This window comes from Nonomuraea sp. IBHARD001 (genome assembly GCF_056106265.1).
On sequence record NZ_JBWBBW010000002.1, the window covers coordinates 9,023,967 to 9,035,473 of the forward strand.

The 11,507-nt window shown below is 66.5% G+C and carries 10 protein-coding genes; 2 read left to right on the top strand and 8 right to left on the bottom strand.

The features are described 5' to 3' along the window. The first annotated feature begins 259 nt into the window (after positions 1 to 259). Positions 260 to 1,210 carry a D-alanine--D-alanine ligase family protein gene (locus ACTWNK_RS42505; protein WP_474310799.1) on the top strand — a complete coding sequence of 317 codons (951 nt, stop codon included), beginning with the start codon at positions 260 to 262 and terminating at the stop codon, positions 1,208 to 1,210. A gap of 483 nt (positions 1,211 to 1,693) precedes the next feature. Further along, positions 1,694 to 2,740 (top strand): threonine aldolase family protein, encoded by a 1,047-nt coding sequence (locus ACTWNK_RS42510; protein WP_474310800.1) that lies wholly within the window; start codon positions 1,694 to 1,696, stop codon positions 2,738 to 2,740. 900 nt (positions 2,741 to 3,640) lie between these two features. Here the strand turns inward: ACTWNK_RS42510 and ACTWNK_RS42515 are convergent. From ACTWNK_RS42515 to rpmH, 8 genes are all read right to left on the bottom strand, one after another. Continuing rightward, a complete protein-coding gene (locus ACTWNK_RS42515; protein ID WP_474310801.1) occupies positions 3,641 to 4,612 on the bottom strand; it encodes a ParB/RepB/Spo0J family partition protein in 972 nt (323 codons plus the stop codon). Between the two features lie 637 nt (positions 4,613 to 5,249). After that, complete coding sequence (locus tag ACTWNK_RS42520; RefSeq protein WP_474310803.1) at positions 5,250 to 6,191, bottom strand: ParA family protein; 942 nt, start codon at positions 6,189 to 6,191, stop codon at positions 5,250 to 5,252. A gap of 137 nt (positions 6,192 to 6,328) precedes the next feature. Continuing rightward, positions 6,329 to 7,018 carry a 16S rRNA (guanine(527)-N(7))-methyltransferase RsmG gene (gene rsmG, locus ACTWNK_RS42525; protein WP_474310805.1) on the bottom strand — a complete coding sequence of 230 codons (690 nt, stop codon included), beginning with the start codon at positions 7,016 to 7,018 and terminating at the stop codon, positions 6,329 to 6,331. Between the two features lie 1,295 nt (positions 7,019 to 8,313). Continuing rightward, positions 8,314 to 8,811, bottom strand: a complete 498-nt coding sequence (locus ACTWNK_RS42530) for a Jag family protein (protein ID WP_474310807.1) — start codon at positions 8,809 to 8,811, stop codon at positions 8,314 to 8,316. A 352-nt stretch (positions 8,812 to 9,163) separates the two neighbouring features. After that, a complete protein-coding gene (gene yidC / locus ACTWNK_RS42535) occupies positions 9,164 to 10,117 on the bottom strand; it encodes a membrane protein insertase YidC (RefSeq protein WP_474310809.1) in 954 nt (317 codons plus the stop codon). A gap of 4 nt (positions 10,118 to 10,121) precedes the next feature. Continuing rightward, positions 10,122 to 10,418: a membrane protein insertion efficiency factor YidD gene (gene yidD / locus ACTWNK_RS42540; protein WP_474310811.1), complete on the bottom strand. Its 297-nt coding sequence runs from the start codon at positions 10,416 to 10,418 to the stop codon at positions 10,122 to 10,124. Continuing rightward, positions 10,415 to 10,780, bottom strand: a complete 366-nt coding sequence (gene rnpA, locus ACTWNK_RS42545) for a ribonuclease P protein component (protein ID WP_474310812.1) — start codon at positions 10,778 to 10,780, stop codon at positions 10,415 to 10,417. Before rnpA ends, yidD begins: the two co-directional genes overlap by 4 nt. A 72-nt stretch (positions 10,781 to 10,852) precedes the next feature. Continuing rightward, positions 10,853 to 10,990, bottom strand: a complete 138-nt coding sequence (gene rpmH / locus ACTWNK_RS42550) for a 50S ribosomal protein L34 (RefSeq protein ID WP_043614899.1) — start codon at positions 10,988 to 10,990, stop codon at positions 10,853 to 10,855. Between the last annotated feature and the right edge of the window lie 517 nt (positions 10,991 to 11,507).

Genomic DNA, 11,507 nt, shown 5'->3' on the forward strand with positions numbered 1-11,507 from the left:
CTTTCTAGTCGTGCAACCGGCGACGCGGAGACGACACGACGCCAACCCCAAACCCCAGGCACGTACGACCAGCACCTCCGGCCACCGCCCCACACAGCTCCGGACAGGCACCCACACCACCACGTACGCCCATGTCCCCTCACCCCTCGACACGTCGACGTGCGGCACGCCCACCCGCCCGTCCACGACCAGCCCCTCACGCCGGTACGGTGGGACTTCGTGTGCGGCGCCCGCACAGCCATTCTGCGGAGGAATTCTGATGAGCGATCTCGGCCACGTGCTCGTCCTTGCGGGCGGTCTGTCCTACGAGCGTGAGGTCTCGCTGCGCTCGGGCCGCCGAGTGAGCGAGGTGCTGCGTGCCGTCGGCATCGACGTCGAGACCCGCGACACCGACGCCGCCCTCGTACCCGCCGTACTCGCCGACCGCCCCGACGCCGTCTTCGTCACCCTGCACGGCGGCGCCGGAGAGGACGGCGCCATCCGCTCGGTCCTGGAGCTGCTCGGCGTGCCGTACGTCGGCGCCGACCCCGACGCCTGCCGCGTCGCCTTCGACAAGCCCACGGCCAAGGCCGTCGTCCGCTCGCACGGCATCCGTACCCCCGAGTCCGTCACCCTCCCCAAGGAGACGTTCCACGACCTCGGCGCCTCGGTCGTCCTCACCCGTATCGTCGAACACCTCGGTCTCCCCCTGTTCGTCAAGCCGTCCCGCGGCGGCTCGGCACTCGGCGCCTCCATCGTCCGTACAGCCGAGGAACTCCCCGCCGCCATGGTCGGCTGCTTCGCCTACGGTGACACCGCACTCGTCGAGCGCTACATCGACGGCATCGAGGTCGCGGTATCCGTCGTCGACCTCGGCGACGGCCCCGTCGCCCTGCCCGCCGTGGAAATCGTCCCCGACGAAGGCGTCTACGACTACGCCGCCCGCTACACCGCCGGACACACCGAGTTCTTCGCCCCCGCCCGCCTCTCCCCCGAGGCCGCCGCCGCCTGCGCCGAAATGGCCGTCACCGCCCACACCGCCCTGGGTCTCCGCGACGTCTCCCGCACCGACCTCATCGTCGACGCCCACGACAACCCCCACTTCCTGGAAGTGAACGTCGCACCCGGCATGACCGAGACCTCCCTCCTCCCCATGGCCGTAGAAGCCGCCGGCCAAGACCTCGGCACCCTCTGCAGGGGCCTCCTGGAGTCAGCCGCCAAGAGAGGCTGAAAACGTAGCGCGCCAACACGGGCACCATCGCCCCTGAGGCGCTTCCTACCGCACAAGCGCCTCGCCGTATCGGCCCGCGTGCGCACGTCCGTGACGCCAACTCTCTGCTCTCTGCGCGGCCCTTGTCGCACGCATGAAGCGAGCGGGATACGCCGCGCGCTGTCGTCATGGGACCACAGCACCCGTACGTACACGCACGCCACAGATCGAGCCCCTGACTCCAAGAGCACCTACTCCTTCCCCCTCTGCCCCTCCAGCCCACCGACTCTCCAGCTCACAGAAGCACCCGCCCCACAGAAGGATGCGCGTCCCCCTCAACTGCGCTCACAGGCAGCTCCCCCCACACAGCGAGCCCCGACCCCAGAGCCAAGCGCCAAGCGCCGACACCGACACCGACACCGACACCGACACCAGCTTGGCTCCCCTCCCCCTCATCGATCAGTCCTCGCCGCAATGGCGTCGGCCGGTCAGTAGCCTGGCCGCGTGCCGATCGATGCGATGTACCCCAAGAGCTTCGCCAGCGACAACCATGCGGGCGTGCACCCCGCAATCCTCGACGCCATCGCCGACGCCAATCAGGGCGACGCCCCGGCCTACGGTGGCGACCGATGGACCCTCGCCTTCGAGGAACAGATCCGAGAACACTTCGGCGACAACGCCCAAGGCTTCCCCGTACTCAACGGCGCAGGCGCGAACATGGTGGCCCTGGCCCTCCCGCTCGGCCGCTTCGACGCCATCGTCTGCCCCGAGAGTGCCCACATCGCCACCCACGAGTTGGGCGCGGCCGAACGCCTCCTGGGCGTCAAGCTCCTGATCGCCCCCACAGCAGACGGCAAGCTCACCCCGGAAGCCCTCACCGACCGACTCCATGCCATCGGCAACCCGATGGAAGTACAGCCGCGCGTCGTCTCCATCTCCCAGGTGACCGAGCTGGGCACGACCTACACACCCGACGAGATCAGCACCCTCGCCGAGATCGCCCATCAGGCCGGCCTCCTCCTCCACGTCGACGGCGCCCGCCTGTCCAACGCGGCGGCCTTCCTCAACTGCTCTCTCCGTGCAATCACCACGGACGCCGATGTCGACCTCTTCAGCTTCGGCGCCACCAAGAACGGCGCCCTGGCCGCCGAGGCGGTCGTCGTCCTCCGACCTTCCCTCAACGCCGCCGTGCCGTACCTCCGCCGCCAGTCACTCCAACTCGCCTCGAAGATGCGCTTCGTATCGGCCCAACTCTCAGCCCTCCTGACCAACGACCTCTGGCGTACGAACGCCCACCACGCCAACACGATGACCCGCCGCCTGGCCGACGGAATCGGCGACCTCCCCGGCATCACCATCGTCCACCCCGTCGAGTCGAACGCCCTCTTCGTCTCCCTCCCCGACAAAGCCGCCGCCGCCCTGCAAGAGCACTACCTCTTCCATATGTGGGACGAGCCCACCGGCGTAGCCAGATGGATGACCGCCTTCGACACAACCGAAGAACACGTCGACACCTTCCTGGCCGACATCCACAAACACCTCACCGCCTAGAAGCCGCCACATCACCACCCGCCGTTTCACGTGAAACAGAGCTCCACGTCACCCCGTACGGCAGCGCCACCGTTTCACGTGAAACAGCGAGGACGAGGTTTCACGTGAAACACGAACACCCCAACGCCACGGCTGATCCGAATCTAGGGGCGACTCTCGGAGTCGACATGGGCGGCGCGCCAGGCAGGGGGATAGAGCGAGCAGAGCAGTTCGCCAGGACGCCCCAGGAGCACGAAAGGTGAGCTCCCAGGCTGGCTGGACACGGAGCAAAGAAGCCCGGTTGGGCTAGTGCAGCCAGGGGCCGGTCGCTGTCGAGCGTCGAGCGTCGAGCGCTAGACACACCGACGCGGGGAGACGGAAGACCGGACGGCAAGAAGGAGGGAGAGGCAGGAGGAACGGGGGGAGAGGAGAGAGGGGTGCGCGCAAGGAAGAGCAGACGGCAGAAGTAGTAGAGGGTGAACGCTCGGCGCGACAAGACGGAGTCGAGGGTCTAGCAGAATGCAGTAAGTGCCTGCCCATTCGTCACGCGTTTCCACAGGCCGCGCGAGGAGGAGCCAGAAGGTCCCTTGAAGGGCAGCTCACTCTGCTAAACGCTCGTACGCACCGACAAGGTACTCCCAGCGCCTCGCACGCATCGCTGCTCGTTCGGCCTGTTCCACGCGTCTCCATCCGGCGCGCCCCCTCAATCGCTCCCAACAGTGGCAACTGCCTTGTCGCCAGCCGCCAGGCCACACTCACCCGCGCCCCGCCTCACAGTCCCCCGGCACGCACCAGGCCGCCAATCGGCGGACCTGCGCGACATACCCATCCAGGCGGCGACCGGCCTCACCTCACCACCCCGGCCTCCGCCCGCCCCTACTCGCAGCCCGTCCACTACCTAGCCCACCAACGCCCGCCCCCTCACTCCTCCCCTTCGCGAATGGCGTTGGCCGCGTCCGGGGCCATGGCGCTGATGATGCGTTCGAGGTCGTCGATCGTGGCGAACTCCACCACGATGCGGCCCTTCCTCCGCCCAAGGTCGACCTTCACCTTCGTCTCGAAGTGATCGGAGAGCCGATCGGCGAGGTGAGTGAGGCCCGGCATGGACGGCTTCTTCGTGACACGGTCGCGTGGGGCGGCTCCGGCGGCCTTGGCGTCGCCCATCGAGACGATCTCCTCGACCGTACGCACGGACAGCCCCTCAGCCACAATGCGCTTGGCGAGATGCTCCTGGGCGAACGGGTCCTCCAACGTCACCAGCGCACGCGCATGACCAGCGCTGAGCAGTCCGGCCGCCACCCGAATCTGTACCTCCGGCGTGAGGGACAGCAGGCGAAGAGTGTTGGAGATGTGTGGCCGCGACCGCCCGACGCGCTGAGCGAGCTGCTCATGCGTAGCGCCGAAGTCGTCGAGCAACTGCCGATACGCCGCCGCCTCTTCCAGTGGATTGAGCTGCTCGCGCTGCAGGTTCTCGATGAGCGCGTCCCGCAGCAGTTCGTCGTCCTGCGTGTTGCGTACGATCGCCGGCACCACGTCGAGCCCGGCCAGCTTGCAGGCACGCCAGCGCCGCTCGCCCATGATCAGCTCGTAGCGCCCGCCACCCACCGACCGCACCACAATGGGCTGCAGCAACCCGACCTCACGGATGGAGGCCGACAACTCCTCCAGCCGCTCCTGGTCGAACACATCACGCGGCTGCCGAGGGTTGGGCACGATCGCAGTGAGCGCGACCTCCCTGAAGTACGCCCCCGCGACCGGCTGCAGCCCGGTGGACGACTCCCCGGACTGCTCGGGGGCCCCAGGCGCGGCGACCGCGCCCGAGCCGTCCACGATAGGACCGGTCGGGATGAGCGCCCCGAGTCCCTTGCCCAGTCCCCGCCGCTGCTGACTCACTGCGTCTCCTCATCGGCCCGCCGCTTACCGGTCACTCCAGGAGAGGTTACCGTCGCACGCACGCTTGGGTGCCTGGTCGCCACACAGGAACATCGCAACGTTCCACCTTTCCTCCCGCGAACCGCAATCACCCCCACGAAGCCCCCCGAACACCGACAGACACCCACACCCCAAGCACCACCAATCCCCCCAAACCGAATACCGCCCACCCCTCAACCTCACCACCAAAGAATCCGAACTTCTTTCAGCCCAAACCACGCCGCAGGCCGAAGGCCGCACGCCAACCGGACTGTCCCCGTCCTCCCCCATCTGCTCCACCTACTGAGCCCCGGCCCCGGCCGCTCAATCAGCCGCCCACCCGCATACCAACCAACCCACCCCAGAAACGCAATAGACCCTCACCCACGACGTCGATGCGATCAACGCCTCAAGTGAGGGCCTTAACAGCCAAACAGTTCAGCAGCCAAACAGACAGCCCGCCCGGACAGCCGCTTCCAGCAGAAGCAACCCCAGCCCCCCCTCAGCACCAAGAGCTGAACCAGAGGCAGAGCCGCCAACCCGGCCCCCAGCGGCGAACCCGACGTCCCTCGACGCAGCATCGCCCGCGTACGCGACCGCAACCGCGACCGTGGCCGCGTCAGACAGCGGCGCCGCGGTACGCGATCTCGCGAGCGGCGTCCATGTACGCCATCGCCCCACTGGACCCCGGATCGTACGTCATGACGGACTGCCCGTAGCTGGGCGCCTCCGAGAGCCGGACGCTGCGCGGGATGACTGTGTTCAGCACCGTGTCGCCGAAGTGTGAGCGAACCTCGTCGGCTACCTGTGACGCCAGGCGGGTACGCCCGTCGTACATGGTCAGCAGAATCGTCGACAGGTCCAGCGTCGGATTGAGGTGCGCCTTGATCAGGTCAACGTTGCGCAGCAGCTGACCCAGTCCTTCCAGTGCGTAGTACTCGCACTGGATCGGAATCATCACCTCGTCGGCCGCCACCAACGCGTTGACCGTCAGCAGCCCCAGCGACGGCGGGCAGTCGATGATGATGTAGTCGAACTCGACCGCGTCATATGCCTGTAGCGCCCGCCTCAAGCGAGCCTCGCGGGCTACCAGCGAGACAAGCTCGATCTCCGCACCGGCGAGATCAATGGTCGCTGGCGCGCAGTACAGGCCCGGCATGTCGGGCACTTCCTTGACGATCTCAGCCATCGCCAGGTCGTCCACCAGAACCTGGTAGACGTCCGGCACGTCTCCCCTGTGATCGGTGGCCAGCGCCGTGGACGCGTTTCCCTGGGGGTCGAGGTCGACAACGAGTACACGCTGATCGTGCATCGAGAGCGCGGCGGCGATATTGACCGACGTGGTCGTCTTGCCGACGCCGCCCTTCTGGTTCGCGACGCCGATCACCCGCGTCTTGGGCGGACGCGGCCAAGCGCCGTCTCCCCCACGGGCCGAGTTGCCCGCCACAGGTACGGCGGCCGTCGGGGTAGCAGATGTTTCACGTGAAACCACGGAGCTGAGTGCCTCTCGTACCAGCGGCGAATCGCCTGGATTAAGGGGGGTCTGGGTCACGGACGCCATCCTTTCAACCGGCGGCCTCGTGGTGGGAGGAGCCGGGTGCTGCGACACGCCTACTACCGGCCAGCCAAGACCGGCGCGAACATCGTCGGCGCGACTACCGGGCCAACCGAGACCGCTTGGAGTGCCCGGCACAACCGTCACCTCTTTCGTCGGCGCCGACCCCGCTCGGGCGCGCGACCCGCTACTACCCGAACCAAAGTTGCAGGCGGCTCGACTTTACCGTGCCCGACCGAGACAAGCTCGGCGGTCTGTGCCCCACTCGCCGACAATTGTGCCTTTGCTTCAGCTAGCTCCTCGGCAGCCCGCTCGCCCTTCATCGCCAGGAGCTCGCCGCCTTCACGCAGCAACGGCATCGACCACTGCAACAACCGATCGAGCGGTGCCACGGCACGAGCGCTGGCCACATCGAACTCGCGCTTGCCCCTGATCTCTTCCGCCCGCCCGCGCAGCACCTCGACATTGTCGAGCTTCAGCACCTCGACACATTCCTCAAGGAACACCGTACGGCGAAGCAGCGGTTCCAGCAGCGTAACCGTGATGTCCTGCCGAACGATGGCCAGAACCAGGCCCGGCAGCCCCGCCCCCGACCCGATGTCGACCAGCCGTACATCAGCCGGGATCGCCTCGGCGACCACAGCACAGTTCAACAGATGCCGATCCCAAATTCGCGGCACCTCCCGCGGACCGAGCAACCCACGTACAACACCCGGTCCGGCGAGCAAATCCGCAAATGCCTCGGCGCGCCCCCACGCCTCTCCGGTGAACACTTCACGTGCAATCTGCGGTGGAGCCGGCAGCTCGTCGCTCACTGATCGCTTGCCTTTCATTTTCGGCGATACGGACGAAGACTAGTCGTTCTTCGGCGAGCCCCTCCAAGAGGCGCGCGTCGCCCCTACCCCCGGTACGGCTTGGCATCGCCGCACCCGCTGGTCGGAGCCGTGCTGGTGAGGTGAGAGGAAGAGGGGCATCGGAGGGGCGGCGTGCCGGACGAAACGCGGTCGTGTTGGGTAACGCCATGAGCAATTGGATCGGGACAACTGCAAGGTATCCGGAGACGAGCCAACGCGAGACGCAGAGGTCACAGGTCGTCCAAGGGCGGCGACCGGAACCCGGAGGCCGGTCGTAGGTTGCGAGCACTCGCAAGCGAACCAGGTCCAGCGTGGACGAGCGCGGCGAGATCAGGATGGACGAGAGAAGCAGAAGTTCGCAGCGCAACAGGGCGTCAGCAGGGAGCGCCAGGCGGCAATAGGAAGCAGCGGACCCCGGAGGGAAGCAACAAGACGTAGCGCAAACAGAGCAGCACAACTACCGCCCCAGCGCGATCAAGAAAGCGAGACCAACCAGGCCCCAGCAACACCCAACACCGAAACGCCAGATCCTGGAGGGGCGAGGCTCGTGGAGCGTGGAGCGTGGAGCGAGGAGCGAGGAGCGAGGAGTGATGTTGGGCGTTGAGAGGTGAGGTTCGAGAGGCGAGGTTTGGGGTTGAGGGGTGAGGGTGGGGCGTGGGGCTGGAGCTTGGGCGTTGGAGGCTGGGTGTGGGGGGCAGGTGTCGGGGCCGCGCGTTGAGGGGTTGGCGGTTGTTGAGGGGGTGAGCGCTGGGTGTTGGGCGCTGGACGCTGGAGGTTGGGTGTTGGAGGTTGAGGGGTTGGGCGTTGGGAGTCTGGCATGGAGGTTGGGGAGTCAGGCGTTGGAGGTTAGGCGTTGGAGGGTGGAGGTTGGAAGTTTGGGCTGATCTGGTGGTGCCGGGCTTCCGCTGCTTTGCAGGGAGACATCGCCGAAACCCAGCCTCAAAACCTCGGCCCCCAGGGCTCAGTCCTCAGATCCCAACCCAAGTTCCCAACCCCAACCCCAGCGCCAGCCCCAGAACCTCAACACCCTCGAACCCCCACCCACCAGACCCCACCCAGCCCCTACTCCTGGCCGAGTTGCAGCGCCTGCAGCTGCTCAGGCCGATCCCACCAGACCCCACCCAGCCCCTGTTCCGCCCCCTTCTCCCCCACCCGTCACCCTCCACCCCACCAACCAAGCCCCCAACCTCAAAGCCCCAAACACAAAACGGCCCCCAGACGAAGTCCGAGGGCCGTACAACAACCATCACCCAGCCAACAAGCCACCCGCCACCCTAAGCGGGCAGCACCACAACGTACCGCTGTGGCTCCTCCCCCTCCGACTCGCTCCGCAGCCCGGCCGCCGCGACAGCGTCGTGGACGATCTTGCGTTCGAAGGGTGTCATCGGGTTGAGGGCCTTGGCTTCGCCGTTCTGTTTGACCTGGTCGGAGATTTCGTTTCCGAGCTTGGTCAGGTCCGCGCGGCGGCGCTCGCGGTACCCGGCGACGTCGAGCATCAGCCGGGAGCGCTCGCCGGTCTGCCGGTGTACGGCCAGGCGGGTGAGCTCCTGGAGGGCTTCGAGGATCTCGCCGCCGGGGCCGACGAGGTCGATGCCCTTGATGCCGACGACGGAGACCATCGCCCTGTCGCCTTCGACGTCCATATCGATGTCGCCGTCGATGTCCGCGATGTCCAGCAGGCCTTCGACGTAGTCCGCCGCGATCTCGCCCTCCTGCTCAAGGGCGGCGAGGGTCGGAGCGGCGGGCGCCTTCTCCTGCTCGGCCTCAGTCACGTCCGGTGTCTCCTTCGTGCTGTCAGGGTCTGATAAGCGAGTGGGGGTCGTCAACGCCCTGTGGAGGGGGGCACCCGTACCGCTGGAGAGGCTTCGGACCTGCGATCCTGCTTCCCTGGTCCCCCCGGGATGCCGGTGTCGCCCCTCCGTCGTCTCCCCCGTGCGGGTGCCGGTTGTTACGACTAACGCTGTGCTGGTTGTCACAACTAACGCTGTTCGGGTGCCTTGTCGTTACATCCGCCTGCGTCGTTACATCCGCCTGCCCGGATGCCCCTGCTGGAGGCGAGGAGAGGCGGTACGGAGCGGACTCCGACGGTGACACGACATGGCACCCGAAGGTGAGCACGTACTCTTACGACTTCTTGCTGCCGGTGCGCTTGCTGCGGGTCTGGCGCTGCGGCTGCTGCCTGATGACCTTGGGCTCGGGCGCGGCGGGCGGGGCCTCCTCGACGGCGGGCTCGCTCTTCCGGAGTTTGCCGAGCAGGCCGGGCTTCGGCGTGGCCGGGATGACATTGCCCTTGGCGTCGAACTCCGGCATCGGGTGCCTGCTGTAGAACCAGTGCTGCTGGCCGAGCGTCCACAGGTTGGTGGTGACCCAGTAGAGGATCAGGCCGAGCGGGAAGTTCAAGCTGAAGATCGCGAACAGCGGCGAGATGTACATCAGGATCTTCTGCTGCTGCGCCATCGGGTTGTCCGGCATCTGCGCCATCGAGCGGGTGACGCTCTGCCGGACGGTCAGGAAGGTCGTCAGCGAGCTGACCGCGACGAAGATGGCCAGCACGATCTTCGTCTGGATGACGCCGGCGTCGAACGCCTCGATCTGCTCGCCGGACATCCAGAAGCTGGCGGGAAGCGGCGCACCGAGGATGTGCGCCGAACGGGCGCTGTCGACGAGCTCCTTGGTCATCCCGAACTTGGTCTCACCGTGTGCCATGGCGTTGAGCACGGTGAACATCGAGATGAAGATCGGGAACTGCGCCAGCACCGGCAGACATCCGCCGAGCGGGTTCGCACCCTGCCCCTGGTACAGCGCCATGACCTCCTGGTTCATGCGCTGCTTGTCGTTCTTATACCGCTTGCGCAGTTCCTGAACCTTGGGCGCGAGCTCCTGCATCTTCTTGGAGGAGCGCATCTGCTTGAGGAACAGCGGGAAGATCAGGATTCGCATCAGCACAGTGATCGTGATGATGGTCAGCGCCCACGTCAGCCCGCTGTCCGGGTTGAGGAAAGTGCTGTAGCCCTGGTGAACCCAGGTGATGACTTGAGCAACGGCCGTATAAAGCCAGTTCAGCCAGGACAGCTCCACCGAGCTAGCTCCCTTGCATGTCGTGAGATGGGCCCGAGTGGGACCGGACCGGGCGTGGGGGCACGGGGTCGATGCCTCCGGGATGGAACGGATGGCAACGCCCGATGCGCCGAATTGTCAGCCATATGCCCCGCAATGCACCGTGTACGGCTATCGCCTCGAGACCATATGCACTACACGACGGGTAAAAACGGCAGCGCGGACCCAGCATCGGGCTGATGAAGGCCCGATAGAACCGGATCGGGGCCATCAGGACCCGGGCAGCGGGTCCAGGAGGCGGCCCTTGCGGCTGCTCCGTCATCTACGTCCATCCATGGGGACCTGCCGCCTCGACAGACGATCAAGCGCGATATCGAGATCGGCGGCAAGGTGCTCGCTTCGCGCGGACGCGGCCGATGGGTTGGCGCGTACCACAAGCAGGCTACCTCTTGGGAGGCGATGAAGACGGTCGCGGATCAGGTGTCGGAGGCGACGTTTCACCCGGTTGCGCACCACGGCACCCCCCACGGCCCGACTTACGACAAATCCCACCAAAGGTAGTTCGTCGACATCCGGGCGCAGGCGCAGGTGCGCGACGAGGGCCGGACGTCCCGCGCGGTGGCCCTTCTTGACCGCCGCGGAGAACTCCTCGCCCCGCCGCATGCGGGACTCGCTAGAGAGCACGTCAGGACCTTGTAGAGACGCCTATCGCCCGCCGGTCGGGACCGGCGGGCGACGGAGCGATCAGTCGATAGGTCAGGCCGACAGCTTCTCGCGGCCCTTGCGACGACGGGCGGCCAGAATCGCGCGGCCGGCCCGCGTGCGCATGCGCAGCCGGAAGCCGTGGGTCTTCGCGCGACGGCGGTTGTTCGGCTGGAAAGTACGCTTGCTCACGAGTGGACTCCAGGCTTCATGGTGCGCCCTTGCCACCTGCAAGAACGCTGTAACACGTAGGGCTGACTCATCAGGATACGTGAGGGCATGCGAAATAGCCGTCACGCGACAAGCCGACCGTCGTACGTTACGGGCCAAGCATGCTCCAGGTCAAACCGAAGCTACCTGCCGAACCGGTTATCCACTTTTCCACAAGTGGGTTATCCACCGACGATCGGGCATCCACAGTATGTGTACGCAGCTGCCACTAGGCTGTGGACAACGTCTTGAACACAGCTGTGCACAGAGATACGGTCGGCCCTTCGGCCCCGCCCCTCCACCAGGTGGATGTTCGCGAACACCGCTGTGCACAACCTGTGGATGAGTTGTGGATTTCCCGTGGACAACCTGGGGAGACCGCACAGCTGCCACGCTGTGGACAACGAGCTTTCCTGCCGTACGCGGCAGCCGATCGGCACCGTCCGGTGTGGATAACGATCGCGGGGGGCCGCGAAGAGGAAGGAGGGGGAGCCGAACC

Bases quoted from the DNA above. Each gene is read 5' to 3' on its own strand.
- ACTWNK_RS42505 (WP_474310799.1), top strand. From the start codon at position 260: ATGAGCGATCTCGGCCACGTGCTCGTCCTTGCGGGCGGTCTGTCCTAC.
- ACTWNK_RS42520 (WP_474310803.1), bottom strand. From the start codon at position 6,191: ATGGCGTCCGTGACCCAGACCCCCCTTAATCCAGGCGATTCGCCGCTG.
- rsmG (WP_474310805.1), bottom strand. From the start codon at position 7,018: ATGAAAGGCAAGCGATCAGTGAGCGACGAGCTGCCGGCTCCACCGCAG.
- yidD (WP_474310811.1), bottom strand. From the start codon at position 10,418: ATGACGGAGCAGCCGCAAGGGCCGCCTCCTGGACCCGCTGCCCGGGTC.